The organism is Flexivirga sp. YIM B11880, from assembly GCF_058148645.1.
The window spans coordinates 446,172-472,580 of record NZ_JBMAMH010000001.1; the positions used below are offsets into that span (position 1 = coordinate 446,172).

Below are 26,409 nucleotides of genomic sequence, written 5' to 3' on the forward strand. Positions count from 1 at the left end.
TGACCTCTACTCGGAAAGCTTCGGGATAGCGGGCACGGCTTGTTCCGGCCCCATGGCGGAGTAGCCGCCGTCGGCCGACCAGTCGGCGCCGGTGACGACCGAGGCGGCGTCGGAGACGAGGAAGGCGACCACGGCGCCGACCTCTGCGCCGTCGCCGACCCGGCCGGTCAGGTGGAAGGGTGCGGCCACGGCATCGGTCTTCGCCCGGTCGCCGCCGGACAGGTCGTCCATGATCTTCGACCAGGTCCAGCCGGGACTGACCGAGTTGACCCGGATCCCGTCGGCGGCGAAGTCCATCGCCATGGAGCGCGTCAGCTGAGCGATCGCAGCCTTCGACGCCGGGTAGACCCACCGACCGGTCTGGGCGACCCGGGAGGAGATCGAGGTGAAGTTCACGATCGCGGCGTGGTCACTGGTCTGCAGGTGCGGGTATGCCGCGCGCACTACCTCGACCATGCTGACCACATTGACGTTCAGGGCCGTCAACCAATCCGCTCGCGGCGTGGCGAAGCCCTCGTCGAGGTAGGTCGAGGCGAGGTTCACCACGATGTCGATGCCGCCGAAGCTGTCGATCGTGGCGGCGATCAGATCGGCGATCGCGCCATCCTCGGTGATGTCCGTGGGCACGAACCGGACCCGCGGCCCGAGCTGCTCCGCGGCCTTACCGCCCGCCTCGTCGATGTCGGCGACCACGATCTGTGCCCCCGCATCCGCGAGTGCACCGATCACGCCGTGCGCCAGGACCGTGGCACCACCGGTCACGATGGCGGTCCGGCCGGACAAGTCCGTCATACGTTCCTCCTGCCGTCCGGGTCCAGCGCGCTGGACCACAAGGAATGAAGCAGGACACTACGAGCGCGCCGGGGTGCCGGCTATCCAGATTCCGCGGCGGGCAGCCGTCCCGCGCGACCGGCGCGTGACTGGGGGAAACTCACCGGGCGAGGGTCGCGGAGGGCGGCTCGCCATACGCCGCCTGGTAGTGCTGGGCGAACCGGCCCAGATGGAAGAAGCCCCAGCGGCCGGCCACCTCGGTCACGTTCGTGGCGGCGCCCGCCGCGAGCAGGTCCTCCCGCGCCCGCGCCAGCCGGATCTCGCGGAGCACTCCTAGCGGTGTCGCTTCGCGTTCGCGGCGGAAGGCCTCTTGCAGACTGCGGACGCTGACGCCACACGCCGCGGCCAGGTCGGTGACCCGCCAGTCACGCGCCGGGTCGTCGTGCATCAGGTCGAGGGCGGTGCGCACGGCCCTGGAGGTCGGCACGGCGTCCGCGACCGTAGCCAGGCCGGCGGAATTGGGCTGGGCGTTCAGCAGGCCGCAGATCAGCGCCTCGGCGAACTGGCCACGGGCCAGCGGAGCGGTCAGCAGACCGGTGCCGCGGCTCAGGTCCTCGCTGGCGTAGTGCAGCAGCTGCAGCCAACTGCGCATCACGGGGGTGCGCAGGTCGACACGGGGATCGAACCAGACTGCTCGGCCGTCGCCGTAGGACTCGACGACGTCGCGACGCAGGTAGACCAGGAGCTGTTCGCAGTCGGCCGACCAGATCATGTCGACCGGGTCGGTCGGTGACGGGAGGCTGCCGACATACCGGTCCGAGACGACGACCCGGTCACCGGCCTTCACCCGGGCGCGTCCCCGCAACGGGAGTTGCAGCAGATAGAACTTCTCGAACCGCCCGGGCGTGATGCGGACCTCCGATCCGTAGCGCAGGTAGTGGATCGAGACGTTCGGGGACAGGTCGACACCGTTGTGCAGCATGTCGAAGGAGCCGGCGTCGCCGGTCGGTTCGAGCCGGTGCGCGCAGAACCGGGCGGCAACCTCCGTGCGTGCAGCGTCCACGTCCGTGGTCGCGAGCAGCGGGTGGCGTTCGAGCACACTGGGCATGTGATCTCCCTACAGCAGAGATCAACCGTATTCCCCGGTATGACAGCTGGTCAACGCTCGTCGCAAAACTGTCATGCTGCGGTCAGTGTCCCTTGAACGCCTCCGCGAGCCACCAGGAGCCGCCGTCGTCGGCCACCTTGGCGTCGAGCACCAGGACGCCGTCGGGCGCCGCGGCCCAGTCGGCGACTGGGGCCAGGTCGGCCTGGGTGCGGACGGTGACGCCGCGCGCGCCGTACCCGGCGGCGACCGCGGCGAGGTCGACGTCCGGGAAGGTGACGGTCGACAGATCGCCGTCGAAGTGATGCACCTCCGCTCCGTATGCCGCGTCGTTGTAGACGACGACCAGCATCGGTCGGCCCAGCCGGACCGCCGTCTCCAACTCGTTGATCGCCATCAGGAAACCGCCGTCACCGGTGCCGATCACCGGAAGCCGGTGTGGCTGGGCGAGCGCGGCTCCGATGCCGCTCGGCAGGCCCAAACCGATGGACTGGTAGGCCTGGGTGAAGCAGAAACCGTTCTCGTCCGGCACGCGCAGGTAGGCGCTCGGGTAGCCCATGAAGTTGCCGGAGTCGACCGAGACGACACGCTCGCTAGGCAGCAACCGGTCCAACTCCGTCGAGAGGACCCGAGGGTCGATCCGGTCGGCGGTCGACAGGTCGGGTGTCGGAGTCTGGTTCCACCAGCGCCGCTCCGCGATGCGATGTCGGATGTCGTTCGTGCGGTAGCCGATTCGTGCCGCGCCGTCGTCCAGCGCGGTGAGCACGTCGGCGGCCGTTGCGGCGACGTCGCCGACCACGCCGAGGTCGACCGGGCGATGCGCGCCGAGTGCGGACTCGGTGTCGTCGACCTGCACGACGGTCGCGTCCGGCCCGATCAGGCTGCCGTGGCGCATCGTCCACATGTTCATGGCGCAGCCCCAACCGATCACCAGGTCCGCGCCCGCCATCAACTCCGCGGTGAGTGGTGAGGAGAAGCCGCCGCTGATGCCGAGGCCGAACTCGTCACCGGCGAAAAGGCCGTTCGCCACGGCGGAGGTCGCGAGCAGCGCCCCGCTCTGTGCGGCCAGCGCGGCCAACTCGCCACGTGCACCTCGTGCTCCGCGGCCAGCGACGAAGACGGGTCGCTCGGCGGTCGACAGCAGCTCGGCGAGGCGCTGCACGGCGATCAACGCGGGGCGGACCGGAGCGGGTGCGGTGATCGAGGCGTCCCCGTCATACCCCGGAGCCGGAGCAGCTTGTATGTCGAGCGGCAGGCTCACCACCACCGTCCGGCGGCCGACGACGGCGGCGCGGTACGCGCGGGTCAGGTCCGCCACCACCGACTCCGGCCCGTGCACCCGCTCCGCGACCGCGCCGACCGCCGTGGCGAGCGCGTCCTGGTCGATGCGGAAGTTGGAGTGGATCGCCGCGGGCTGGGTGTCGGCAGTGAGCACGAGCAGCGGCGTCCGGCTCTTGGCCGCCTCGGTGATGCCGGTGACCGCGTTCGTCAGACCGCATCCCTGATGGGTCGTCACGACGGCGGGCAGCGGTGAGAGCCGGGCGAATCCGTCGGCCATCGACGCGGCGCCGCCTTCGTGTCGCGCGGCCAGCCACGGAACCCCCGCATCCCGTAAGGAATTGGTCAGATAGAAGTTGCCGCTGCCCACGACGCCGAACGCGTGACCGACGCCCAGATCAGCCAGCACCCGTCCGGTCAGCCGGGCGACCGTCTCGTCCATCGCTGCGTCACACGTTTTCGGTGTCGACGATGGCGAAGGCGCGCGCGGGCGATCCGGTGCCGCCGACGATCGGCAGCGGGGCCACGACGAGCAGCGCACCGGTGACCGGCAACTGGTCGAGATTCTGCAAGCTGGTCAGGCCGTACTTATCAGCGCCGAGCAGGTTGTAGTGCACCGGGAAGGCCGGGTCCATGCCGCCCGCCTGCCCGGCATCGATGCCGACCGTCTCGACCCCGAAGCCCGAAATGTTCGAGTTCGCAAGCCACTCCGAGCCGGCCACCGAGACACCCGGGGTATGCGGGCCGTTCTCGTCGGCATTGGCGAACCGGACGGCGTCGGTGTTGAACGCACTCCACCCGGTGCGGAACAGCAGCCAGGCGCCGTCGGGGAACGCGCCGTGCTCGGCCTGCCACTGCTCGAAGTGCTCCGGCTCGAGCAGGAAGTCGGCGTTGTCCGCGACCTCGGCGGCGAAGTCGAGCACCACGGCCGGGCCGACGAGGCGCGCCGGCTCGATCCGGTCGACCGACTTGCCGTCGCGCCCGCTCTGCCAATGCGTCGGCGCGTCCACGTGGGTGCCGGTGTGCTCGCCGGTGTGCACGTTGTGCCAGCTCCACATCGGCCCGTCGTCGTCGAAGTCGCTGACCGTCTCCAACGAGATCGGGATGGTGTTGGCGAAGGGCTCCGGCAGCTGGAGGATCGGCGTCTCCGGCGACAACGGGCTGGTGAGGTCGATGACCTTCGCCGTGCCGCGGGTGAGCGCGTCGAGGAGGTCGGTGACTGCTGTCATGGTCGATCCTTTCGAGGGTGACTCGGTGAGATTTCAGCGGTGCAGCCGGGACAGGACCCGGCGGGCCGGTGGTGGTGCGAGGAGGGTCTGGGCGACCAGGTGGCCGGAGCCACCGCCCAGGCCCGGGCCGGGATGGGTGAACGCTCCGATGTGCCACAACCGGTCGATCTCGGTGCGGTGTCCGGTGCCGGTGCCGGGCCGCCAGCGCAGCGACTGGTCGAGTTCGGCGGCGCCGCCGTACGGATCGCCGGCGATGGCATTGGGATTCCTCGCCTGGAGGTGGTGTGGCGACAGGGCGCGGACCGCCCGGACCGAGTCCCGCAACCCCGGGGCGTGCTGCTCGACTCGGGCCAGCACCCGCTCGACGTACGCGTCCACACATGTGCCGGTCCAGCCGGACCTGGTGTCGATCTGCCCGGCGGCGTCCCCGATCGGCGCGAACGGCACCTCTTGCAGCTGCAGCCACAGCGTGGATTGGCCTGCAGGTGCTCGGGTTTCGTCCAGCACGGTCTGCTGACCGACGACGACCGTGGGTGCCTCTGGCAGCAGGCCCGCCTCGGCCTGCGCGCATGCGATGCCGGTACTGTCCGAGCCGTTGCTCACGTGCACCAGGGGTATGGCGTTCAGCCGCTCGTCAGTCCAAGTGACCGGCCGGTCGAGCGCGACGTGGACCTGCATGGCGGCACGTCCGGGCCGGTGTCGAGCGACCGCCGTGCGGCCGTGGCTGCCCGGTTGCGACAGGAGCTCGCCATACAACCGTGGGGTGGAGGTGGACGCCAGCACCGCGCGCTCGGCGACCAGCCGCCGGCCGTTCACCCGGACAGCGGTGGCGCGGCCTGCGCTGGTCTCGACGGAGTCGGCCGGTGCGCCCAGCAGGAGGTCGACCCCGCGCTCGGCGAGCAGCCGCTCGAACGCGGTGACGAAATTGCCGGCGCCGCCCTCGACGATCGGCAGACCGATCGCGTGCATGGTGAACGCCATCACCGGGAGCATCAGCCCGCCGGACGCGTGGTCCGGCGCGAGCCCGGCGTGCAGCAACCACGGTGTCCACAGCTGGTCGACCTCCCAGCCGGTGAATCGTTCCCGGGTGAATGCCCGACCGGACTGCAGCGCCACGCGGGCGAACTCGCCGGAACCCTCGCGGCCAAGGCCGCGAATTCCCTTGGTACTCAAGGCGACAAGGTCTCGTGAGCGCAGCTCGGAACCCAGCGCACCGAAGATGTATGGCGCCCGCGCGTCGAGCTCGGCCAGCATCGCGGCATACGCGTCGGCGTCGGCCCGGTCCGCGAAGCGAGCGGCAGTGGACTCCGCATCGCGGTCGGCGATCACGACGCCCCGCTCCGAGACCGATGCGGTGACCGCGCCGTCGGTGTTGCGGTAGACGAGGCCGTGCCGGTGCAGATCGGCGCCGAGCTCGGCATACCCGCCGCCGGCCACGAAGAGCGGGTGCCACGAGGAGAACGTGTCGTGCACGAAGCCCGGCTCGGTCAGTTCGCCGGAGGCGATGAAGCCGCCGATGCGCTCGTGCTCGTCGACCAGTGCGACCCGCCAGCCGGCACCCGCGAGCTCGGCGGCCGCGACGAGACCGTTGATGCCGGCGCCAATGACGACGGCGTCGTAGGAATCCGCCACGGGTCACTTCCTTTCGAGTCGGGCGGGCGCACATGGCTGGCCTGCACCGCCTGGTGAGTCGCACACTACGAGCGTCGGTGCGCGGTGGCTATCCGTCCGGCGAGGGGCATTGTCCGGATTGCGCAACCGCTACCGAGATATCACCTGTTGTCGGTATGACGCGCCCGTAACCACAACACCTGATATCTCGGCGCGTCACGCCGTGCCTGTGGAAAACGTGACGCATCAGCCCGCCCGCCTGTCGCACACTTCGGGGATGGTTCGTCGCGTGCAGCCGCTGCCACAGAGGCTTGGCGACGCCTTCACCTGGAGCGCGGCGCGGGCAGCAGGCGTGGCGCCGAGTCGGTTGCGGCATCCGAGCCTGGCAGCGCCGACTCGTGGGCTGCGGATGGTCTCGCCCGACACCGACCTGGCGGCCAGAGCCGCGGCATACTTGCTCGTCCTGCCCGAGCAGGTGGCGTTCTCGCACACGACGGCCGCGCGGCTGTTCGGGTTACCAGTTCCCGACGACGCGCACCTGCACGTCATGCTCCCGAAGGGGACGCTCGCGCGGCGGGCCGGAGTCGTCATGCACCACGGTCTGGAAGGACGGGCGATCTGGACGAGCAACGGCTTGCCGGTCACTTCTCCCGTCAGCACCTGGCTCGACCTGGCAGCACAACTCACTCCGCAGGAGCTCGTCGTGCTGGGAGACGCGATCCTGAGCCACGCACCGGAACTACAGTCGGAGTTCGCTCGGGCGGTCACCGCGTCGCCCGGCCGCCGCGGCATCCGGAGCGCACGCGTGGCGGCGTCCCTCATCCGGCCAGGCGTGCTGTCGCCTCAGGAGTCGTTGTGGCGGCTGCGTTTCCGCGATGCGGGATTTCCGGAGCCGGCACTCAACGTCGCTGTGCGGGACCACTGCGGCCGGTGGCTCGGGTACGGCGATTTCGTCTGGGAGGCGCAGCGGGTGGTGGCCGAGTACGACGGCGACTACCACTTCACCGTCGAGCAGCGGCGCAAGGACCAGCAGCGGCGTCGCGCCATGCGCGCCGCGGACTGGACGACCGTCGAGATCAACGGGGACGACAACCGCGCGCCGGGGCCGGTGCTCCGCGAACTCGGCAGAGCGCTCGGCATACAGTCGTGACTCACTCTCGAAATATCAGTTGATGTCGGTATGACGCACTCGTAACCACAACAGCTGATATCTCGGCGCGGCCACGGGCTCGAACCTACGCCCCGGCACCCGGTCGGATCAGTCGATCGTCCGGAATCACTGCGACGCCCATGATTTCGATCAGCGCCTCGGGTTGCCACAGTCCGGTGGTGCCGATGCCGGCCATCGCCGGATAGATGGGACCGGCGAGCTCCCGCCATACCCTGCCGATCTCCGCGCCGTGCGCCTGGTAGTCCGGGATGTCGGTCAGGTAGATGGTGATGCTGACCAGGTCCTCGGGGACCCCGCCGGCCGCTCGCAGCGTGCTGAGCACGTTGCCGAACGCCTGCCGGAACTGTTCGACGATCCCGCCCGGGACGATCCGCATGTTCGCGTCCAGGGCGGTCTGGCCACCCAGGTGGAGGGTGTTGCCGCTGAGCGTCCCGTGCGAATAGCCGCTCGGCGCTGGGAGGTCCGCGGGGTTCACCGGGATGGGCGTCAGGTCGGTCGACATCGGGTCTCCTTCGGGTTTCCTGGACTCGCCGATCCAGGCTAAACGATCTATTGACATTTACGCAACGATCGTGAGAGAACTGAAATGCGCGGTCACTTCGACGAGGAACGGGCGGACATGCGACTGGCGACAGTGCTCACCACCGACGGCACCACCCGTGCTGCGGTCGACGACGAGGGTTGGCGCGTCCTGCCGGCCGCCGACCTGTCGGAGTGGTTCGCTGCGGGTGCGTCGCTGACTCCGGGCGAGCGGCTTGCCGAGGCCGTGCCCGTTCTGCCGACACCCGCCCCGCGGAAGGTGATCTGCTGCGGTCTCAACTTCAGCGATCACATCCTGGAGATGGGTCGCGAACTCCCTGAGCACCCAACACTTTTCGCGAAGTTCGGGGACACTCTGACCGGGCCGGACGAGGACATCACCCTGCCCCCCGGGCACCGCGTCGACTGGGAGGCCGAGCTGACCGTCGTGGTGGGCAAGGAGCTGCGCCGCGCGAGCGAGGACGAGGCCCGGGACGCCATCGCCGGCTACACCGTGGCCAACGACATCTCGGTGCGCGACTGGCAGCAGCGCACGCTCCAGTGGTTCCAGGGCAAGGCGTGGGACGCGACTACTCCGGTGGGGCCAGTGGTGGTCACGCCCGACGAGTTGGACCCGGTTGCCGGCGTGGAGGTCATCTGCCGCGTCAACGGCGTCGAGCGACAACGCGGCAACACCGCCCGGCTGGTCTTCGACAGCGCCGCACTCCTCGCCTACGCCTCGACCTTCACCGTGCTGCGGCCCGGTGATCTGATCCTCACCGGCACACCGGGCGGCGTCGGCCAAGGTATGACGCCCCCGACCTTCCTCGCCGACGGCGACGTCGTCGAGACCGAGATCCCCGGCATCGGCCGCCTCCGCAACGTCGTCCGCTTCACCTGATGAAAGGAACCGCGATGGACCCGAATTCCGACAACTACGAGGGCATCGACATGTCGATGTACCGGAACGATGCCGGCCTGGTGGTGCCGTTCGTCACCCGCGGCGGCTACGAGCCGGATTCGGGCCTGACCGGCCAGTCCGAAGGAGCGACACGGGTTTCCGGCGTCAGCATCCAGCACACACCGGCGACCCGGATCTGGTTCGGCAAGGTGCACAACCTCGCGGGATACCGGTCGGTGCCGCACCACCACGGCGAGGCGGAGACCGGTGGCTACGTGCTCTCCGGCCGGGCCCGGATCTACTTCGGGGAGAAGTTCGAGGACTACATCGACATGTCGGAGGGCGACTGGGTCTTCGTCCCGCCATACATGCCGCACGTCGAGTGCAACCTGGACCGCAACAACCCGCTCACCTGGATGACCACCCGCACGCCGGACAACATCGTCGTCAACCTGCCGCAGGTGCCGGACGACGAACTTCGCGACTGGACCAGCCGACCATGAGTCAAAACGTCCTCACTTCAACGATATTCACCGACGCCGTCACGCTCACCGAGATCGCGCCGGAGCACTTCGACCGCGCGTTCACCGCGGTCACCCAGCCGTGTCCGTGGCCCAAGGCGTACGGCGGGGACCTGGTCGCGGCCGCCGTCGTCGCGGCAATGCGCACCGTCGACGGCAAGCACCTGCACTCGACGCACTCCTACTTCATGCGGCCGGCCGAGATCGGCGCCGAGGTCCGCTACGAGGTGGAGATCCTGCGCGACGGCCGGGGCTACAGCACCCGGCAGGTACGCGGCTACCAGGGCGGCAAGCCGATCTTCGTCTGTATGGCGAGCTTCGCGACCGGGGAGCGCGGTGGCGAGCTGCAGTCCGAAATGCCTGCCACTGCTCGAGATCCGGAAAGCCTGCCGAGTTCCGCGGACTACCTCGCCGGCAAGTCGGGCGGCACGATGACCGGCGCCTCGCGCGACTACTGGTCGCACGGTCGCAGCTTCGACATGCGACACGTGCCCGGGCCGGTCTACCTCACGGTCGACGGTGCGCAGGTGCCGCACCAGGCGGTCTGGGTGCGGCCGTTCAACGAACTGCAGCCCGTCGCAGGGCTCGACGACGTGCAGCGCGACACCGCCGCACTGAGTTACGTGTGCGACTACACCATTCTCGAGCCGACCCTGCGCGCTCTCGGGTTCGCTTGGGCCGACGAAGGATTGGTCACCGCCAGTCTGGACCACTCGATGTGGTTCCACCGCAGCGCGCCCGTCGACGGCTGGCTGCTCTACGCCCAAGAAGCGCTCTCGGCCGCCGACGGTCGTGGCCTCAACCTCGGGCGGTTCTTCACGCCCGACGGCACCCACCTGGCCACTGTCGCCCAGGAGGGCATGATCCGCACCACCTCTGGAGCCGCACGATGACAGACCTCGCACCCACCGGGTATCAGGACACGTTCGCCCGCGACCACCTCCCGCCCCAGGAGCTGTGGCCGACACTGGAGTTCACCACCGATCTGCTGCAGTACCCGCCACGTCTCAACGCCGCGGTCGAGCTGATCGACATTCCGACGCAGACGTTCGGGGCCGACCGGCCGGCCATCAAGACGCCGGACGGCGAGGTGTGGACGTATGGCGAGCTGCTGCAGCGCACCAACCAACTCGCCGGCTACCTGACCGACGAGCTCGGCCTGGTCCCCGGCAACCGGGTGCTGCTGCGTTCACCGAACAACCCGTGGACGGTCGCCGCCTGGCTGGCGGTGCTGAAGGCCGGCGGCATCGTGGTCACCACCATGTCCGCGCTGCGCGCCCGGGAGATCGCCCCGATCGTCGAAAAGACCGCTCCTGCCATGGCGTTGGTAGATCACCGGTTCGCCGACGCCATCCACGAGCTGCGCGACACCATCGCTCCCGCCCTCAAGATCGCCACGTATGGCGGGGGCGGCGACGACGACCTCACCCAGCTCATCGCCGGGAAACGGACCGACTTCACTGCGGTCGACACGGCCGCCGACGACGTCGCGCTCTTCGGGCCGACCTCGGGCAGCACCGGCGTCCCGAAGATCACCACCCACTTCCACCGGGACATCCTGTCGATCGACAACACCTTCGGAAAGACGACGCTGCGGCTCCAGCCGGACGATCTCGTCGCGTGCACCGCACCGTTCGCGTTCACCTTCGGGCTCGGGATGCTCGTTGTTTTCCCGCTGCGTGCCGGTGCGTGCGCGTTCCTCACCGAGAAGGCGACACCGGCCGAACTCGCCGACATGGTGGAAACACACGGGATCACCTCGCTGGCGACAGCCCCCACGGCATACAAGCAGATTCTGAAGGCCGGCAACGCCGCCCAGCTGCGCAGCCTGCACACGGCGGTCAGTGCCGGGGAGCACATCCAGCTGGAGACCTGGCACGAGGTCCACGAGCAGCTCGGGCTGAAGATCATCGACGGCATCGGCGCCACCGAGATGCTGCACATCTTCATCACCGCGGCCGGCGACGACATCCGAGAAGGATCCACCGGCAAACCGGTGCCGGGATATCGCGCCACCATTCTCGACGACGACGGCCACGAGGTCGGGCCCGGCGTCGCCGGGCGGCTGGCCGTGATCGGGCCGGTCGGCTGCCGTTACCTGGCCGACGACCGGCAACGCAACTACGTCGTCGACGGCTGGAACGTCACCGGCGACACGTTCCTGCGGGACGAGGACGGCTACTTCTGGTACCAGGCCCGCACCGACAACATGATCGTGTCGTCCGGCTACAACATCGGCGGCCCCGAGGTGGAGGCGGCGTTGGAGGAACACCCGGACGTCGTGGAGTGCGCAGTCGTCGCCAAACCGGACCGCGAGCGCGGCTCGATCGTCTGCGCGTTCGTGGTGCTGCGGGACGGCGTGGCGCGAGATGCTGGCAAGGTCAAAGAGATCCAGGACTTCGTCAAGGGCCACATCGCGCCGTACAAGTACCCGCGTGACGTGCGCTTCGTCGACACCCTGCCGCGCAACGCCAGCGGGAAGCTGCAGCACTTCCGGCTGCGCGACATCGTCAATCAGGAAGCCGGCACTGGGCCGCGCGTGGAGGCACCGTTGTGAAGATCGCGATCGTGGGTGGCGGCCCGGGCGGGCTCTACCTGGCCACCTTGATGAAGGACCTGGACCCCGGGCACGAGATCACCGTGTGGGAGCGCAACGCACCCGACGACACGTTCGGCTTCGGCGTGGTGTTCTCCGACGAGACGCTCGGCAGCATCGAGGGCGCCGATCCCGTGGTGCACGCCACCATGGAGCAGCGCTTCGCGCGGTGGACGGACATCGACGTCACCTTCCAGGGGCACGAATTCACCGTCGGTGGACAGGGTTTCGCGGCCATGTCGCGCAAGGAGCTGCTGCAGATCCTGCAGCGGCGGGTCGCCGAGCTCGGTGTCACCGTCCACTACCGGACCGCCGCCCCGGACGTCGACGAGCTGCGCCGCGACCATGATCTGGTGGTTGCCGCCGACGGCGTCAACTCCGCGGTGCGGACGAAGTACGCCGACGTGTTCAAGCCCAACTTGGACCGGCGGCACAACAAGTACATCTGGTTCGGCACCGACCTGGTCTTCGAGGCGTTCCAGTTCTTCGTCAAGCAGACGGAGTGGGGCACCATGCAGATCCACGGCTACCCCTACTCGGACAAGGGATCGACGTTCATCGTCGAGATGCACGAGGACGTATGGCGCGCCGCCGGCCTGGACCGCACGGAGCACGAGGACTTCCCGCCCGGTGCCTCCGACGACTACGCGGTCTCCCGCGTGGCCGAGATCTTCGCGGACGAGCTGAAGGGTCAACGGATCCTGACGAACAACTCCAAGTGGCTGAATTTCACCACGGTTCGCAATGATTCGTGGCACGACGGCAACGTGGTGCTGCTCGGCGACGCCGCGCACACCGCGCACTTCTCGATCGGGTCCGGGACGAAGCTCGCCATGGAGGACGCCCTGGCCCTGGCCGCGTGCCTGCACGAGCACGCCGGCATCGACGACGCACTGGCGGCATACCAGGAGGAGCGCAAGCCGGTGGTCGAGTCGACCCAGCGTGCGGCGCAGGCGTCGCTGGAGTGGTTCGAGAACATCGGCATGTACGCCGACCAGGACCCCGCGCAGTTCGTCTTCAACCTGCTGACCCGGTCCCGGCGGATCACCTTCGACAACCTCAAGGAGCGCGACCACGACTTCGCGGACCGGATGGAAGCCGAATTCGCCCGCCACAATGGCGCTTCCGAGGTCACGCCGGCGATGTTCCAGCCGGTGACGATCGGCGACCTGCCACTGCGCAACCGGATCATTGTGTCCTCGATGGACATGTACTCCGGCGTCGACGGCATGCCGAACGACTTCCACCTCGTGCACCTGGGCTCGAAGGCGCTCGGCGGCGCCGGGCTGGTGATGACCGAGATGATCTGCACCTCCCCGGAGGGACGGATCACGCCCGGCTGCACCGGACTGTGGACCGACGAGCAACGCGACGCCTGGCGGCGGGTCACCGAGTTCGTACACGACCGGTCGACCGCGAAGATCGGCGCCCAGATCGGGCACTCGGGCCGCAAGGGCTCCACCAAGCTGATGTGGGAGGGGATCGACGAGCCGCTCGAGGAAGGCAACTGGGAGGTCGTCGGCCCCTCACCGCTGCCGTATGGCGAGGGCTGCCACCTTCCACGTGAGGTGACCAAACCCGAACTGGACCAGATACGAGACGAATTCGTCGCCGCCGCGCGGCGCGCGGTGGACGCCGGCTTCGACCTGATCGAGGTGCACGCCGCGCACGGCTACCTACTGAGTTCGTTCCTGTCACCGGTGTCCAACCAGCGCACCGACGACTACGGCGGATCCCTGGCAAACCGCTTGCGGTATCCGTTGGAGGTCTTCGACGCCGTCCGTGCGGCGGTCCCGGCGGAGATCCCGGTGACCGTGCGCATCTCCGCCACCGACTGGCTGCCCGACGGCAACACCGAGGACGACGCGGTCGAGATCGCCCGCGCCTTCGTCGAGCACGGCGCAGCCGCCATCGACGTGTCCTCCGGCCAGATCAGCAAGGACGAGAAGCCGGCCTTCGGGCGGTCGTACCAGACGCCGTTCGCGGACAAGATCCGGCACCAGGTGGCGGGTGGCACCGACGCCAAAGTCATTGCGGTGGGTGCGATCTCCAGCTACGACGACGTCAACTCGATCCTGCTGGCCGGCCGCGCCGACCTGTGCGCCATGGGCCGGCCGCATCTCTACGATCCGCAGTGGACACTGCACGCGGCAGCGGAGCAGGAGTACGCCGGCGACGCCGCACCCTGGCCGGACCAGTTTGCGGCCGGCAGGCGCAAGCCGCCGACCTCACGGACGGACAAGATCCCGCCGCGGCTGCAACTGCTGCGCGAGGGCCAGCAGACGGACGTGCACGTTCGCTGGCAACCCGACCCGGCACAATCGGCACGATGACTCCTGCCCCGAAAGCTGCGCCGCGCGCCTCCCGGACGCTGCTGGTCACGTTCCTCGGTTCGGTCGTGCGGCAGCTGGGCGACTGGATGCCGATCGCCGGAACCATCGAGTTGATGGGTCAACTGGGTGTCGATGCCCCGGGCGTGCGGACGGCCGTCTTCCGGCTCAAGCAGCGTGGCTGGCTGGCGGCGGAGGCTCGCGACGGAGCCCGGGGCTACGCGCTGACCGAGCACGCGCTGGCGGTGCTGGCACGGGGCGACGAGGTCATCTGGCACGCCCGCCGCCCGGCCGATCTCGCCGAGGGCTGGTGCATCGTCAATTTCAGCGTGCCGGAGTCGGATCGAAGCAAACGGTACAAGTTGCGAAACCACCTGAGCCATCTCGGCTTCGGCAACATCGGCACCGCGACCTGGCTCGCGCCCGCGCGGATGCGGCCGGCTGCCGAGGAGGCGATCGCCGATCTCGGGCTGGACAAGCACGCGGCTGTCTTCGTCGGCGAGTATGCCGGCCGGCGTGACCTCACCTCGCTGCTCTACGAGAGCTGGGATCTGACCGCGATCGACCGCAGCTACCAGGAGTTCATCGACCGCTACCGGCCTGCGGAGGGCGGCGCCGCCGCGCTCGACCAGCCGACGGCCTTCGCGACGTACCTGGACCTCGTCGACGCCTGGCGGCAACTGCCGTTCCGTGACCCCGGGCTGCCGCGCGAGCTGCTCGCCGACGACTGGAGCGCCCCGGAAGCCGTCGCGCTCTTCGAGCGGCTCGTCGGCCTGCTCGAGAAGCCCGCGCTGGCACACGCCGCCCGCTTCTGGCGCGGGCCGGACTCGAGCGCCGACTGACACACCCGCCGCCGACTGACACACCTGCCGCCGAGTGGCACAGTCACCAGCGAATGGCACAGCTGCAGCTGAGCCACTCGGTGTTACCTGTGCCAGTCGGTGCGGATCTCGGCACGCCGGGCGCACTCCGACCCGGGTAACGTTCCGCACAGGAGCAACGACAGGAGAAGCCATGCAGCAGGTGAAAGCCGTTGTCGCCAAAGCCAAGGGCGAGCCGGTCAGCATCGAGACGATCAACGTGCCCGACCCGGGGCCGGGTGAGGCGCTGGTCAAGGTCCTGGCCTGCGGCGTGTGCCACACCGACCTGCACTACCGCGAGGGCGGCATCAGCGACGACTTCCCCTTCCTGCTGGGTCACGAGGCCTCCGGCATCGTCGAGTCGGTCGGCGAGGGAGTCACCGACGTCGCGCCGGGCGACTTCGTCATCCTCAACTGGCGCGCCGTCTGCGGCGAGTGCCGGGCCTGCAAGCGCGGTGAGCCGCAGTACTGCTTCGCCACCCACAACGCCACCCAGAAGATGACGCTCGAGGACGGCACCGAGCTCAGCCCGGCGCTCGGCATCGGCGCCTTCGCCGAGAAGACCCTGGTCGCTGCCGGACAGTGCACCAAGGTCGACCCGTCGGCTCGGCCGGCAGCCGCTGGCCTGCTCGGCTGCGGCGTGATGGCCGGCCTCGGCGCCGCGATCAACACCGGCGGCGCCACCCGCGGCCGCTCCGTCGCGGTCATCGGCTGTGGCGGCGTGGGCGTGGCTGCCGTCGCGGGCGCCGTGCTGGCCGGCGCCTCGCCGGTCATCGCCGTCGACATCGATTCCCGGAAACTCAACGCTGCCAAGGCTGCCGGCGCCACGCATACCATCGACTCGTCCCAGGGTGACCCGGTCGAACAGATCAAGGAGATCTGCGCGCAGGTCTACCCCGGCGCCGAGGGAGCCGACGTGGTCATCGAAGCTGTCGGTCGCCCGGAGACCTGGAAGCAGGGCTTCTACGCCCGCGACCTGGCCGGCACGCTGGTGCTCGTCGGAGTCCCGACACCCGACCTCAAGCTGCCCGAGCTGCCGCTCATCGACGTCTTCGGCCGTGGTGGCGCCCTCAAGTCCAGCTGGTATGGCGACTGCCTCCCCAGCCGCGACTTCCCGATGCTGATCGACCTCTACCAGCGCGGCCGTCTCAACCTGGACGCGTTCGTCACCGAGGAAATCGCGCTCGACGAGGTGGAGCAGGCCTTCACCCGCATGCACGACGGCGACGTGCTGCGCTCGGTCGTCGTACTCGACAGCGAGCCGGCGCAGCCATGAGCTCGGCGGCGGCGCACGCGGTGCTGGCCGGCCTCGCCGGCGCCCGCGAGGACCTGGAGAGCTTCTACCGCGAGTTGCACCAGCACCCGGAGCTGTCGCACCAGGAGACCGCGACGGCGGCAGAGGTCGCAAGACGGTTGACAGCCAGCGGTTTCGATGTGACGACCGGCATCGGCGGCACCGGTGTGGTGGGCGTGCTGGCCAACGGCGAGGGACCGCGCGTGCTGCTGCGCGCGGACATGGACGCGCTCCCGGTGCGCGAGGCGACCGGCCTGGACTACGCAAGCACGGCCACCGCGACGACCGCCGCCGGCGACTCCGTCCCGGTCATGCACGCCTGCGGACACGACGTGCACGTCTCCTGCCTGTGCACCGCGGCAGCGCTGCTCGCCGCGGGCAGGGAGCACTGGCGCGGCACGCTGATCGCGCTCTTCCAGCCGGCCGAGGAGGTCGGCGACGGTGCGCGCCGCATGGTCGACGACTCGCTGAGCAGCGTCACCGGCCCGGTCGACGTCGCGCTCGCCCAGCACGTGCTCGCGATGCCGGCCGGCACCGTCGGCACCCGAGCGGGCGCGGTCCTGTCGGCATCGGACAGCATCCGTGTCACCGTCCACGGCCGCGGTGGCCACGGCTCGATGCCGCAGGCGACGGTCGACCCGGTCGTGCTGGCCGCGATGATCGTGCTCCGGCTGCAGACGATCGTGTCCCGGGAGATCGGGCCGACCGAGCCGGCCGTCGTCACGGTCGGCAGCTTGCACGCCGGCTCCAAGAGCAACATCGTCAGCGACCATGCCGTGCTCGAGCTCAACGTCCGCAGCTACTCCGAGCGGACCCGCACCGGTGTGCTCGACGCCATCCACCGGATCGTCGAGGCGGAGTGCACCGCGTCCGGGGCGCCCCAGCCGCCGGACTTCGAGCTCTTCGAGTCGGTGCCCGGCACGGTGAACGACGAGGCGCCGACGGGACGGGTCGCCGCTGCCTTCGCCGACTTCTTCGGCGACGCGGCCGGCGAGCTACCGCTGCAGAGCCCGAGCGAGGACTTCAGCCACATCCCGGTCGCGCTCGGTGCGCCATACACCTATTGGGGCATCGGCGGCACCGATCCCGAGCTGTATGCCGCTGCCGACCGCGCCGGACGCGTCTCGTCCGACATCCCGGTCAACCACTCGCCGTACTTCGCGCCGGTGCTGCAGCCGACCCTCGACACCGGCACGCAGGCGATGGTCGTGGCCGCGCTGGCCCATCTCGACACGGTCAGCCCGACGTCGGCTCCGCACTGAGCACGTCCAGGTCACGCACCACGTAGCGGTGGTGCTCCCACTCCTCGTCGAGGATCGTGTGCAGGCACGACAGCACGGTCTCCTCACCGTCCGGATCCCATGGGTTGGGTCGTTGCTCGGCCAGCAGGGTGGGCGACACCTCTGCGAGGAAGCGCCCGACCTTGCCCACCCGATCGGTTCGGGCGGCGAGAACGGCGTCGTAGGACGGGGTGTCGGTTTCGAACACCGAGGTGTCGCGCCCCTCTTCGGCATATCCGTCGTAGGGCAGGCCGAGCGGATGAAACGGTTGCTCCTCACCCAGGATCGACCGGCCCAGCCACACGTCGGTCGCCATCACCAGGTGCCGCAACGTCTGTGCCACGGACCACTCGCCGCCGACCGACGCGTCGACGGTGCCGTCCGGCATCGCGGCCGCCCGGTCCAGCGTCGCGGACCAGGTGCGCTGCACCGCCTGCCACGCGGCGCGCAGCCCCTCAGGAGTGTCCGCGGCGCGCAACTCGCGGCCGGGGAAGCGCTTGTTGAGCTCGGCGTCGACGAACGCCCGCACGTCGACGCCGTTGACGCGCAGGTAGTGGTCGCCGTCGAACAACCACGGACTGTCGATCTCGATGTCCGGCACGTCGACGCCGCGCAGCACCGCCCCGGACAGGTCGGCGCCGGTGACGCGCACCCCGCGCAGATCGACATCGCGGAAGGTCGCGTCGCGCAGCTTGACTGCCCGGAAGCTCGAACCGCTCAGATCCTCACTGCTGAAATCCACCATGCCGGGACGCTACCCGGACGGACCGACAGGCGACGGTCGGCGGACTCAGGCCTCCCGGCGCTGCTCCGGTACGACGACGACGAGCACCAGCCCGAGGAGCGCGAGACCGAGGACGATCGCCACCGGGAGGTCGCCGACGCCGAGACCGTGCCCGAAGGACCGCGGCTTGGCGAAGCCGTCCGCGATCGACGCGCCGAGCGGCCGGGTCAGCACGTACGCGCACCAGAACCACAGCACCTCGTGCCGCCGCGTGCATCGCCAGGCGATCGCCGGTATGGCGATCATGACCGCGAAAAGCGCTGCGGAGGGGAAGAATCCGAGCCCGAGAGTAGCCGCGGTCAGGTCGCCCACAGCGGTGCCGAGCGCGAACGTGCACATGACCGCCGCCCAGTAGAACTGCTCCCGGCGCACCGTCACGATGTCGTGGATCGAGATGGTTCCCTCCGTGCGCCGCCAGGCGATGAAGACGGCCGCCGTGGCGGCGGCATACAAGAAGCTGGTGACCGGGTAGGGCAGGCCGAGTGCCACGTGGACCCCGTCGGCGAGCATCGTGCCGAACACGGCGACCGCGGCGACCGCCGCCCAGTAGCGCTCGGGGACGAACCGATGTGAGCGCATTTGCCAACGCAGCGTCGCGGCCAGGCCGACCACTCCGACGAGCACCGCGAGCGCCGGGCTGATCCCGGCCAGCCCGTCCGAGGCCGCTTCGCCGAAGGCCGTGGTGATCAGTTTGAGGAGCCAGAACGTCACTCCGACCGGAGCGACCCAGGAGATTGCCGTCGCGCGACGCGCGCGTGCGGAAACAGTAGTCACGAGCGTATCTTCCGGGCCGAGCACTGAGGAAACACTGAGATGTCCCGCGCGCCAGCGGTTTTCTGGCCCAGTATGGCGGGGTGATCTCGCTGACACCGCCCCGCGCACGCGGGCTGCGCCCATGGCTGGCGGCCGTCACCGCGGTGGCGGTGATCATCCCGCTGCTCGTCGGGGTCTTCGTGCTGGCGACCCTGCTGCAGCGATCGCTCACCAGCAGTCTCACCTCGCGGGTGCGGCAGCAGGCGGATGCGGTCGCCACCGCCGTGCATCGGGACGGCCTCCGCCGGTCGGTGCTGATCGGCGTCGACACCGCCATGAAGACGGTGGTGATCGACGACGCGGGCCGGGTCCGGCTTGCGGCGCCGGAGGACGTGACCGCGCCGCTCAGCGTGGACCGCCCGAGGGACGACCACCGGCTGGTCCGGGGTGCGCGGCACTGGTGGTGGCCGGGCGACGTCGACAACCCGATGGTGGTGTCCCAGGGCGTGGAGGCCGACGGAGAGCACTACGTCGTGCAGGTGTCGGCCTCCCAGCAACCGCAGCACGAGGCGATCAGCACCGACGCCAAGATCCTGCTGCTCGGCACACCTGTCCTCACCGGGCTCGCGGCCGGGCTCGCGTGGTGGGTTGCCGGGCGCGCGCTGGCTCCGGTGGACCGGATGCGTTCGGAGGTCGACGCGATCGAAGCCGGTCATTTGGACGCCCGAGTCGAGGTGCCGCTCCAGAAGGACGAGATTTCAGCACTCGCAGTCACGTTGAACCGGATGCTGGACCGGCTGGAGTCGTCGCAGACCCGGCAGCAACGGTTCGTCGCCGACGCGAGCCACGAACTGCGCTCGCCGCTGGCGACCCTGCAGGCAGCCACCGATCTGGCCTCCGCGGATCCGGCCAGTGAGTGGCCGGTGGTCGCGCCGACGGTGCGCGCCGAGCTGGACCGCATGAACACCCTGATCGGCGATCTGCTGCTGCTGGCCCGGATCGACGAGCGCCGCCCGTCGTCGCCGGCCGAGGAGGTCGACCTCGACGACCTCGCCCAGGCGGAGGCCGGACGATGGCGCGGCGGCCACGATGTGACGCTGCGGTATGCCGGCCGGCCGAGCCGCGCGCGTGCGCCGGAGCCGGCCGTGCAGCGGGTGGTGCGCAATCTGGTCGACAACGGCATCCGGCATGCCCGGCAGCAGGTGGTCGTGACGACGGCCACCGGCGCCGGCGGGACCGCGGTGCTGACCGTCGAGGACGACGGGCCCGGCATCCCGCCCGCGGACCGCGAGCGCGTCTTCGACCGATTCGTCCGCCTCGACGAGAGCCGCAGCCGTGGTGCGGGCGGCTCGGGCCTGGGGCTGGCCATCGTGCGCGAGCTGGTGCGCAGTGCGGGTGGCGACGTGCGGGTCGACGCGTCACCGCTCGGCGGTGCCCGCTTCACCGTGTCGCTGCCGGGGGCTCAGGACTCCTCGAGCCGGTAGCCGACTCCGCGCACGGTGGCGATCGTGTTGGTGCCGAACGGCCGGTCGATCTTGCGGCGCAGGTAGCCGACATACACCTCGACGACGTTGTCGTCGCCGTCGAACGCCGGATCCCAGACGTTCTCCAGGATCTCCGTCTTGCTGACGGTGTGGCCGGCGCGCCGCATCAGGAAGTGCAGGAGGCTGAACTCCCTTGGCGTGAGGGAGAACTCGGTGTCGCCACGGAATGCCCGAGCGCCGGCCGGGTCGAGCCGGACTCCACCCGCGGAGATGGTCACCGGCCGGGCCACCGGGGTGCGTCGGGTCAGCGCGCGCAGTCTGGCCTCCAGCACCGGGAAGCTGAACGGCTTGGTCAGGTAGTCGTCGGCGCCCAGGTCGAGTGCGTCCACCTGGTCGAAGTCGCCGTCCTTGGCCGTGAGCATCAGGACCGGTGCCCAGATCTCGCGCTCGCGCAGCCGCCGGAGGACGTCATACCCGTGGATGCCGGGCAGCATGATGTCGAGGACGATGGCGTCGAACGACTCCTCCGTGGCCAGCCACAGCCCGTCGACGCCGTCATGCGCGAGCTCGACGACGAACCCGGCCCTGGTCAGGCCGCGCTGCAGGAGCCGCGCGAGGGGCACCTCGTCCTCGACCACCAAAACCCTCATGGATGAGGAGTATTACTCCTGTGGTCGGCGTATGACGAGGCCGTGCAGCCACGGGGGCAGGAATGTCGGGCCGTTCCCGAAGCCGAGCGCGACGCCCACCGCGATCGAGCCCCACGCGAGCAGGGGCGCCGCGGTCACGTCCACCAGGTAGTGGGCACCGATGAAGAGCCGGCTGGCGGCGACGACCACGATCAGCGGGAGACCGACCAGCAGGATGACTCGTCGCAGTACGTGGTGACCGCCGACAGCGAGGAAGACCCCGGCGACCACCGATGCGGTGAACGCCGTGTGCCCGCTCGGGAAGCTGTCCGGCTGCCGCTCGACCACCAGCGCGTGCACGAGGGCGGTCGGCGGCCGGTGCCGGTGGAAGAGGATCTTGAAGATCTCGATGGACAGCCAGCCGCCGAGGGTCAGCAGCGCGGCCTGCAACGCGACGACGCGCCCGATCGTGCGCCACAGGATGACGCAGATCAGTGCCAGCCAGATCAGGCCGACGCCCGGCGCGCAGACGACGTTGATCACCTTGCTCACGTCGGCCAGCGCCGGCCCGCGGTCCCCGGCGAGCGTCTCGTCGAGGCGCAGCTCACCGGTGGCGCGCGCTCCGGTCGAGACGGCCCACACGCCGATCCCGGCGCCGATCAGGTACAGCACGGCGGCGACGACGAGCGCACGCGGTCGGGCCACGACCGACCTCGGCGAGAGGGATGGTCGCGGCCGAACTCGGCTCGGTGTCTCATGTTGCAACATTGCGCTCACCCTTACAGTTCTTCGCTGAGGCGACGCTGAGAGGCGCCCCGATCATCCGCCGCGATAGACGACGGTGCCCTTGACCTTCGCGAGCACTCCGTCCTTGTGCAGCCCCTTGCGCACCTCAGGCAGGTAGTGCGGGTCGTCCGGCCAGATCACCACGGCGTCGCCCGAGCGTAGGTATTGCAGTTCCACACCCTGCCAGGTGCGGTGTTCCGTCTTCAGCAGGGCCGGCTTGTCCTGCCCCATCAGGCGGCCGCTGACGTCGATCCAGCTCGGACAACCCGCGGCCAGCCCTCTGGTGAGTGCGTTGAGCCGAAGGAGCAGGGTCGGGGTGTTGGACATCACGCAGCGGTCGTTGCGCACCACCTGGGTGATCCTGCCGGCCCCGGCGTATGCCTGGACCGCCTCAGTGCCGGCGGCGGTGATCAGGGTGGTGAGCGCCAGGATCCCGGCGGTGAACACGCCGGCCGGCGACCGGACGAGGCGCACCCGGCGGACCGCCACGAAGGCGCTGCCGACCATGACTGCGAAGCCGACCGCGAAGTAGTCGCAGTAGAACTCGAACCACGACGGGGCTGCGATCAGGACGGCCAATTGCGCCAGGACCAGCACGACGAGGAACCGGCCGCGCCTGCTGCCCCGCCAGGCCAGGACCGCGAGCACTGCGACAGCGAGCAGGAACGCGACCGCCACGATGTCGGCTTCCCGGGGTCCTAGACGGTGCACCAACTGGTTCACCGTGCTCATGCCGGCCAGCCGATCGGCGATCGGCGTGGTCACCGTGCGGCCGAGTTGGCCGGTGACCACCGACTGCCACATCCCGGAGGGGTCGACGACGAAGAACGGCAGGCAGACCGCCGTCACACCGGCTGCGGCACCGGCCACCACCTCGAGGACCGCGCGCAGGCTGCGCCGGCAGCGCCCGTGCCACGCGAGGATCAGCACGATCGGCACGATCCACCAGATCTTCACGCTCAGCGGCAAGCCGATGAGCACGCCGGCGAGCAGAGCGGACCAGCGCGTGGGCCGGCGCTGGTCCCGCAGCAGCGCAAGCAGACCGAGCAGGAACAGAACGTTGCCGAGCGGCTCGAGCTTCACCTGGAATTCGGCGCTGATCGCGCCGTACCAGCTGGCGTAGAAGAGGCCCGCGACCACGGCGCCGGGACGAGCCACACCGAGACGCCGGCACAGCAGCACCACCAGCACGGCGTTCACCGAACCAAGGAGGCAGAAGGCGAGGTTCGCGACGATGAACGCGTGCCAGTCGGTCATCACCCGGGTGAGCGCGGCGAACGGCGTCAGCGTCAGGGTGATCCCGGGCGGGTGCACCATCGTGAAGTCGCGGTAGGGCAGCCGTCCGTGCAGCAAGGCGTCGGCGCCGGCGAAGTAGACGCCGCAGTCGTAGCCGATGATGCCGTGGATTCCGCCCTTGCGGAGTATGACGCCGAGCCGGAAGAACAACGCCACCAGGAAGACCCCGCCAGTCGCAATCCGGAAGCGGCGCGCGGACCATGCGCCCGGGGTGGCCGGCTTCCTGCAGACGTCGGGTCCGGACGTCGCGGTCAGCAGTCCTGGTGGGCGCATGGAACCACCATGGAACGTCGATCGTGAACCGACGATGTACGTCTCGGAAGCGGTTGAAAAGCTTGCCGTCATACGACACTCGGCGAACGTACAGCTGGCGTTCATGCCAAGAAGCGACCGTTGGCGTCATGCACGTGTTGGTCGTCGAGGACGAGGAGCGGCTTGCCGGCCTGTTGCAGCGTGGGCTGACGAATTCCGGTTATGCGATCACCGTCGCGCACAACGGCGTCGACGGCCTGTGGCACGCGCAGGAAACCAGCTTCGACGCGGTCGTGCTCGACGTCATGTTGCCCGGATTGGACGGACTCGAGGTTTGCCGGCGAATGCGGCAGCAGTCCATTTGGAGCCCGGTGCTGCTGCTGACGGCGCGCGGCCGGGTCGAGGACCGGGTCGAGGGCCTCGATGCGGGGGCGGACGACTATCTGATGAAGCCGTTCGCGTTCGACGAGTTGACTGCTCGGTTGCGGGCACTGCTCCGCCGGGGCGCGACGCAGCGCCCCGCCGTGCTCAGTGTCGGGAACCTGCGGGTCGACCCCGCATCACATGAAGCTGCAACGCCGTTCGGACGCGCGGAGTTGACGCCCCGCGAGTTCGCCCTGGTCGAGCTGTTCGCCCGCCGGCACGGCGAGGTGTTGCGGCGGGAGCAGATGTTCGACCACGTATGGGATTTCGCCAGCCTGCCGGCCAGCAACGTCATCGACCAGCACATCGCGAGTGTGCGGCGCAAGCTGGAGCAGGTGCACTCGACCGCCGAGATCGTGACCGTCCGCGGTGTGGGTTACCGCATGATTGCTGAGGATTCATGAACTACATCGTCACTACACCTGATCTGGCGCAGCCTGCTGTCGTGAGATCTTCCTGCCCGGTCAACCGGCACGTCGTCGTCGTTGCGCAGACCCATGGCGTGTCCAGGTCCCTGCCGCAGCTCGCGCACATCCTGCTGGCCCTGCCGCACGACCGGCTCCAGGTGCTGGTCGTCGACGACGGTCCTGCAGACGGCGCGGACGCGGTTGTCCGTGAGTTCGGCGGCCAGGTGCGGGTGCTCAACCGACCCGCGGCCGGTGAGGACCCGGGCAGCTACGGCCTGGCCGAAGCGCTGGCCGACGATCCGGACGTGGTGGTGCAGTTGGGCGCCGACGGCTCACATCTGCCCGGGGAGATCGAGACGCTGGTCACAACCCTCTTGACCTCCGGCGGTCCTGTCGCCGGATCGTCGCCCGATTTCCGCGCTTGGGATGCACACGCACTGCGGTCGATGCGGCCGGCTCAGAGCCGGGAGCTGGTCGGATGAGCACGGTGTCACCGCTGCAGAGCCGCTATGTGATCGTGGTGATCCCGACCTACAACGAACGGGAGTCGTTGCCGGGGACCGTCGATCGCCTGTTGTCGCTGCCGACCGACCGGCTCGACGTGCTGGTGGTGGACGACAACTCCCCCGACGGCACCGGTCAGCTGGCGCAGGAGATGTCGGTAGCGAGCAACCGCGTGCACGTGCTGCACCGCGCCGCCAAAGAGGGGCTCGGCCGCGCGTACGCCGCCGGGCTCACCGACGCGCTGGGGCGTGGCGCCGACGTCGTGGTCCAGATGGACGCCGACGGCTCGCACCCGCCGGAGGCGATCCCTGCCATGGTCGCCGCGCTGGTCAGCAGCGAGGCCGCGGTCGCGGTCGGCTCGCGGTATGTCGCGGGTGGTCGCGCCGACTGGGGGTTGCGATGGCACCGATGGCTGCTGTCCACCGGCGCGAACACCTATGTGAGACAAGTACTTCGGCTGCCCACCCGTGATCTGACCGCCGGCTTCAAGGCCTGGGATGCCACCGCCTTGCGGCTGCTCGACCCGGCGTCGGCGGACAGCAGCGGCTACAGCTTCCAGGTCGAGATGGCCTATCGGGTCGGCCTGGCCCACCTGCGCAGTGTCGAGGTGCCGATCCACTTCACCGATCGCAAGGAGGGCCGGTCGAAGATGACGCTGTCCGACCAGCTCGAGTCGCTCGCCATGCCGTGGCGGCTGCGCAGGTCGACGTGGCGTCCGCAACCGGCGTCGGAGGCGCACCGCACGTCCTAGCTCTTCCTGCGCGCTCCCGTCCTGAGCAACCGGCTCAGCGGGTGTCGCCGGAGCCGCTCAGCACGCCGCGGCGCTGCCGGTCGGCGAGCTTGTCGACGTTGCGCTGGGCGACCTCGTCGAGCGGGAGATCGAGAAAGTTGGCGAGCACTGCGGCATACCAGAGCACATCGCCGAGTTCGGCGGCCATGTCGGCGCGGTCCAGCTGCGCCAGGTCGCTGTTCCGGTCGCGGACCAGCTTCTTGACCTTCTCGGCGATCTCGCCGGCCTCGCCCACCAGGCCGAGGACCAGGTGCATGAACTCGTCGGGCGCGTCCTTGTCTCGCGCCGTGCGCAGGGCGGCTTGCTGGTAGTCGTTCATCTCCACCGGCTCACCGTACGTGCCGGAGAATCTCGGCGACAACGACGCCCAGCGGAGCGGTGGCGTCGATGACGATGCCGTCCGCCGGGATGTCCTCCTTGGTGCGATGGAGGCGCAGGACGAGGTCGCGCTGCTCGGGGGTGCCGCCGAACTCGTCCGGCGCCCGCGCGGCCAGGCGCTGCCGGAGCGTGGCGGCGTCGACGTCGAGCACGAAGACCGCGTCGAAGAGGTCGATGAATTTCGCGAAGTTCCGTGACCCGCCGCAGAAGAACGTCACCGGCACGCTCTGGTCGGCGACCAGCGCCTGAACCTGATCGACGTGCCAGATGTGGTGGTGATGCGAGGGCGTCTCGAGCGGCTCTCCGGTCTCGGGGTCGCCCTGGTACGCGAGTTCACGGTCACCGTGAATCGCTTGGTAGCCAAGCCGATTCAGCTCCTCGCAGACCGACGTCTTGCCGGTGCCGGACACGCCTTCGATGAGATAGTTCCGCACACCCATCTGCCCACCGCCCTTCC

26 protein-coding genes are annotated in these 26,409 nt (G+C 69.5%); 13 read left to right on the forward strand and 13 right to left on the reverse strand.

Features of this window, described 5'->3' with window-relative positions; all coding sequences use genetic code 11:
* Window positions 1-6: 6 nt before the first annotated feature.
* The 5 genes from ACN8HC_RS02130 to ACN8HC_RS02150 form a co-directional block, all read right to left on the reverse strand.
* Window positions 7-792 carry an SDR family oxidoreductase gene (locus ACN8HC_RS02130; protein WP_490073218.1) on the reverse strand — a complete coding sequence of 262 codons (786 nt, stop codon included), beginning with the start codon at window positions 790-792 and terminating at the stop codon, window positions 7-9.
* Between the two features lie 139 nt (window positions 793-931).
* On the reverse strand, window positions 932-1,879 hold the full coding sequence (locus tag ACN8HC_RS02135) for an AraC family transcriptional regulator (RefSeq protein WP_490073219.1): 948 nt from the start codon (window positions 1,877-1,879) through the stop codon (window positions 932-934).
* An 82-nt stretch (window positions 1,880-1,961) separates the two neighbouring features.
* On the reverse strand, window positions 1,962-3,596 hold the full coding sequence (locus tag ACN8HC_RS02140; RefSeq protein WP_490073220.1) for a thiamine pyrophosphate-binding protein: 1,635 nt from the start codon (window positions 3,594-3,596) through the stop codon (window positions 1,962-1,964).
* A 7-nt stretch (window positions 3,597-3,603) separates the two neighbouring features.
* Window positions 3,604-4,383: a cyclase family protein gene (locus ACN8HC_RS02145; protein ID WP_490073221.1), complete on the reverse strand. Its 780-nt coding sequence runs from the start codon at window positions 4,381-4,383 to the stop codon at window positions 3,604-3,606.
* 33 nt (window positions 4,384-4,416) lie between these two features.
* Entirely contained in the window at window positions 4,417-6,015 is a 1,599-nt protein-coding gene (locus ACN8HC_RS02150; protein WP_490073222.1) for a phytoene desaturase family protein, read from the reverse strand.
* A gap of 256 nt (window positions 6,016-6,271) precedes the next feature.
* On the opposite strand from ACN8HC_RS02150, the gene ACN8HC_RS02155 reads away from it, so the two are divergent.
* Entirely contained in the window at window positions 6,272-7,144 is an 873-nt protein-coding gene (locus tag ACN8HC_RS02155; RefSeq protein ID WP_490073223.1) for a hypothetical protein, read from the forward strand.
* Between the two features lie 85 nt (window positions 7,145-7,229).
* Here the strand turns inward: ACN8HC_RS02155 and ACN8HC_RS02160 are convergent, their stop codons facing one another.
* On the reverse strand, window positions 7,230-7,667 hold the full coding sequence (locus ACN8HC_RS02160) for a RidA family protein (protein ID WP_490073224.1): 438 nt from the start codon (window positions 7,665-7,667) through the stop codon (window positions 7,230-7,232).
* A 117-nt stretch (window positions 7,668-7,784) separates the two neighbouring features.
* Here ACN8HC_RS02160 and ACN8HC_RS02165 point away from each other — a divergent pair, with 117 nt between their 5' ends.
* The 8 genes from ACN8HC_RS02165 (at window position 7,785) to ACN8HC_RS02200 (ending at window position 17,448) form a co-directional block, all read left to right on the forward strand.
* A complete protein-coding gene (locus ACN8HC_RS02165; protein WP_490073225.1) occupies window positions 7,785-8,585 on the forward strand; it encodes a fumarylacetoacetate hydrolase family protein in 801 nt (266 codons plus the stop codon).
* A 14-nt stretch (window positions 8,586-8,599) separates the two neighbouring features.
* A complete protein-coding gene (locus ACN8HC_RS02170) occupies window positions 8,600-9,088 on the forward strand; it encodes a cupin domain-containing protein (protein ID WP_490073226.1) in 489 nt (162 codons plus the stop codon).
* Window positions 9,085-9,999: an acyl-CoA thioesterase gene (locus tag ACN8HC_RS02175; RefSeq protein WP_490073227.1), complete on the forward strand. Its 915-nt coding sequence runs from the start codon at window positions 9,085-9,087 to the stop codon at window positions 9,997-9,999. The genes ACN8HC_RS02170 and ACN8HC_RS02175 overlap by 4 nt, the downstream gene beginning before the upstream one ends.
* On the forward strand, window positions 9,996-11,663 hold the full coding sequence (locus tag ACN8HC_RS02180; RefSeq protein ID WP_490073228.1) for an AMP-binding protein: 1,668 nt from the start codon (window positions 9,996-9,998) through the stop codon (window positions 11,661-11,663). The genes ACN8HC_RS02175 and ACN8HC_RS02180 overlap by 4 nt, the downstream gene beginning before the upstream one ends.
* Complete coding sequence (locus tag ACN8HC_RS02185; protein ID WP_490073229.1) at window positions 11,660-14,035, forward strand: bifunctional salicylyl-CoA 5-hydroxylase/oxidoreductase; 2,376 nt, start codon at window positions 11,660-11,662, stop codon at window positions 14,033-14,035. Before ACN8HC_RS02180 ends, ACN8HC_RS02185 begins: the two co-directional genes overlap by 4 nt.
* Window positions 14,032-14,874, forward strand: coding sequence for a PaaX family transcriptional regulator (locus ACN8HC_RS02190; RefSeq protein WP_490073230.1), 843 nt, complete (start codon window positions 14,032-14,034; stop codon window positions 14,872-14,874). Before ACN8HC_RS02185 ends, ACN8HC_RS02190 begins: the two co-directional genes overlap by 4 nt.
* 172 nt (window positions 14,875-15,046) lie before the next feature.
* Window positions 15,047-16,168, forward strand: coding sequence for an S-(hydroxymethyl)mycothiol dehydrogenase (locus tag ACN8HC_RS02195; RefSeq protein WP_490073231.1), 1,122 nt, complete (start codon window positions 15,047-15,049; stop codon window positions 16,166-16,168).
* A complete protein-coding gene (locus ACN8HC_RS02200; RefSeq protein ID WP_490073232.1) occupies window positions 16,165-17,448 on the forward strand; it encodes an amidohydrolase in 1,284 nt (427 codons plus the stop codon). Before ACN8HC_RS02195 ends, ACN8HC_RS02200 begins: the two co-directional genes overlap by 4 nt.
* Here the strand turns inward: ACN8HC_RS02200 and ACN8HC_RS02205 are convergent.
* Window positions 17,423-18,211, reverse strand: a complete 789-nt coding sequence (locus tag ACN8HC_RS02205) for a DinB family protein (protein WP_490073233.1) — start codon at window positions 18,209-18,211, stop codon at window positions 17,423-17,425. The two genes, ACN8HC_RS02200 and ACN8HC_RS02205, sit on opposite strands and share 26 nt — an antisense overlap.
* A 45-nt stretch (window positions 18,212-18,256) precedes the next feature.
* Window positions 18,257-19,024, reverse strand: coding sequence for a COG4705 family protein (locus ACN8HC_RS02210; RefSeq protein WP_490073234.1), 768 nt, complete (start codon window positions 19,022-19,024; stop codon window positions 18,257-18,259).
* 80 nt (window positions 19,025-19,104) lie between these two features.
* Between ACN8HC_RS02210 and ACN8HC_RS02215 the strand changes: the two genes are divergently transcribed.
* Entirely contained in the window at window positions 19,105-20,487 is a 1,383-nt protein-coding gene (locus ACN8HC_RS02215) for a sensor histidine kinase (protein WP_490073235.1), read from the forward strand.
* Here the strand turns inward: ACN8HC_RS02215 and ACN8HC_RS02220 are convergent.
* The 3 genes from ACN8HC_RS02220 to ACN8HC_RS02230 all read right to left on the reverse strand — a co-directional run bounded on the left by ACN8HC_RS02220 (window position 20,466) and on the right by ACN8HC_RS02230 (window position 23,471).
* On the reverse strand, window positions 20,466-21,137 hold the full coding sequence (locus tag ACN8HC_RS02220; protein ID WP_490073236.1) for a response regulator transcription factor: 672 nt from the start codon (window positions 21,135-21,137) through the stop codon (window positions 20,466-20,468). The two genes, ACN8HC_RS02215 and ACN8HC_RS02220, sit on opposite strands and share 22 nt — an antisense overlap.
* A 12-nt stretch (window positions 21,138-21,149) precedes the next feature.
* Entirely contained in the window at window positions 21,150-21,821 is a 672-nt protein-coding gene (locus tag ACN8HC_RS02225) for a phosphatase PAP2 family protein (RefSeq protein ID WP_490073237.1), read from the reverse strand.
* Window positions 21,822-21,935: 114 nt separating this feature from the next.
* Window positions 21,936-23,471: a glycosyltransferase 87 family protein gene (locus ACN8HC_RS02230; protein WP_490073238.1), complete on the reverse strand. Its 1,536-nt coding sequence runs from the start codon at window positions 23,469-23,471 to the stop codon at window positions 21,936-21,938.
* A gap of 128 nt (window positions 23,472-23,599) precedes the next feature.
* Here ACN8HC_RS02230 and ACN8HC_RS02235 point away from each other — a divergent pair, with 128 nt between their 5' ends.
* Genes ACN8HC_RS02235 through ACN8HC_RS02245 form a run of 3 tightly spaced genes read left to right on the forward strand, consistent with a single transcriptional unit; the run spans window position 23,600 to window position 25,535 of the window.
* A complete protein-coding gene (locus ACN8HC_RS02235; protein ID WP_490073239.1) occupies window positions 23,600-24,277 on the forward strand; it encodes a response regulator transcription factor in 678 nt (225 codons plus the stop codon).
* Window positions 24,274-24,762, forward strand: coding sequence for a glycosyltransferase (locus ACN8HC_RS02240; RefSeq protein WP_490073240.1), 489 nt, complete (start codon window positions 24,274-24,276; stop codon window positions 24,760-24,762). The genes ACN8HC_RS02235 and ACN8HC_RS02240 overlap by 4 nt, the downstream gene beginning before the upstream one ends.
* Entirely contained in the window at window positions 24,759-25,535 is a 777-nt protein-coding gene (locus tag ACN8HC_RS02245; RefSeq protein ID WP_490073241.1) for a polyprenol monophosphomannose synthase, read from the forward strand. Before ACN8HC_RS02240 ends, ACN8HC_RS02245 begins: the two co-directional genes overlap by 4 nt.
* Window positions 25,536-25,569: 34 nt before the next feature.
* Here the strand turns inward: ACN8HC_RS02245 and ACN8HC_RS02250 are convergent, their stop codons facing one another.
* Both ACN8HC_RS02250 and ACN8HC_RS02255 read right to left on the reverse strand, forming a co-directional pair.
* Window positions 25,570-25,893: a nucleoside triphosphate pyrophosphohydrolase family protein gene (locus ACN8HC_RS02250; RefSeq protein ID WP_490073677.1), complete on the reverse strand. Its 324-nt coding sequence runs from the start codon at window positions 25,891-25,893 to the stop codon at window positions 25,570-25,572.
* A 10-nt stretch (window positions 25,894-25,903) separates the two neighbouring features.
* Complete coding sequence (locus ACN8HC_RS02255; protein WP_490073242.1) at window positions 25,904-26,392, reverse strand: AAA family ATPase; 489 nt, start codon at window positions 26,390-26,392, stop codon at window positions 25,904-25,906.
* Window positions 26,393-26,409: the final 17 nt, after the last annotated feature.

Coding starts and splice junctions, on each gene's coding strand:
- ACN8HC_RS02130 (WP_490073218.1), bottom strand. CDS start 792: ATGACGGACTTGTCCGGCCGGACCGCCATCGTGACCGGTGGTGCCACG.
- ACN8HC_RS02135 (WP_490073219.1), bottom strand. CDS start 1,879: ATGCCCAGTGTGCTCGAACGCCACCCGCTGCTCGCGACCACGGACGTG.
- ACN8HC_RS02140 (WP_490073220.1), bottom strand. CDS start 3,596: ATGGACGAGACGGTCGCCCGGCTGACCGGACGGGTGCTGGCTGATCTG.
- ACN8HC_RS02145 (WP_490073221.1), bottom strand. CDS start 4,383: ATGACAGCAGTCACCGACCTCCTCGACGCGCTCACCCGCGGCACGGCG.
- ACN8HC_RS02155 (WP_490073223.1), top strand. CDS start 6,272: ATGGTTCGTCGCGTGCAGCCGCTGCCACAGAGGCTTGGCGACGCCTTC.
- ACN8HC_RS02160 (WP_490073224.1), bottom strand. CDS start 7,667: ATGTCGACCGACCTGACGCCCATCCCGGTGAACCCCGCGGACCTCCCA.
- ACN8HC_RS02165 (WP_490073225.1), top strand. CDS start 7,785: ATGCGACTGGCGACAGTGCTCACCACCGACGGCACCACCCGTGCTGCG.
- ACN8HC_RS02170 (WP_490073226.1), top strand. CDS start 8,600: ATGGACCCGAATTCCGACAACTACGAGGGCATCGACATGTCGATGTAC.
- ACN8HC_RS02175 (WP_490073227.1), top strand. CDS start 9,085: ATGAGTCAAAACGTCCTCACTTCAACGATATTCACCGACGCCGTCACG.
- ACN8HC_RS02180 (WP_490073228.1), top strand. CDS start 9,996: ATGACAGACCTCGCACCCACCGGGTATCAGGACACGTTCGCCCGCGAC.
- ACN8HC_RS02190 (WP_490073230.1), top strand. CDS start 14,032: ATGACTCCTGCCCCGAAAGCTGCGCCGCGCGCCTCCCGGACGCTGCTG.
- ACN8HC_RS02195 (WP_490073231.1), top strand. CDS start 15,047: ATGCAGCAGGTGAAAGCCGTTGTCGCCAAAGCCAAGGGCGAGCCGGTC.
- ACN8HC_RS02200 (WP_490073232.1), top strand. CDS start 16,165: ATGAGCTCGGCGGCGGCGCACGCGGTGCTGGCCGGCCTCGCCGGCGCC.
- ACN8HC_RS02205 (WP_490073233.1), bottom strand. CDS start 18,211: ATGGTGGATTTCAGCAGTGAGGATCTGAGCGGTTCGAGCTTCCGGGCA.
- ACN8HC_RS02220 (WP_490073236.1), bottom strand. CDS start 21,137: ATGAGGGTTTTGGTGGTCGAGGACGAGGTGCCCCTCGCGCGGCTCCTG.
- ACN8HC_RS02230 (WP_490073238.1), bottom strand. CDS start 23,471: ATGCGCCCACCAGGACTGCTGACCGCGACGTCCGGACCCGACGTCTGC.
- ACN8HC_RS02235 (WP_490073239.1), top strand. CDS start 23,600: ATGCACGTGTTGGTCGTCGAGGACGAGGAGCGGCTTGCCGGCCTGTTG.
- ACN8HC_RS02240 (WP_490073240.1), top strand. CDS start 24,274: ATGAACTACATCGTCACTACACCTGATCTGGCGCAGCCTGCTGTCGTG.
- ACN8HC_RS02245 (WP_490073241.1), top strand. CDS start 24,759: ATGAGCACGGTGTCACCGCTGCAGAGCCGCTATGTGATCGTGGTGATC.
- ACN8HC_RS02250 (WP_490073677.1), bottom strand. CDS start 25,893: ATGAACGACTACCAGCAAGCCGCCCTGCGCACGGCGCGAGACAAGGAC.
- ACN8HC_RS02255 (WP_490073242.1), bottom strand. CDS start 26,392: ATGGGTGTGCGGAACTATCTCATCGAAGGCGTGTCCGGCACCGGCAAG.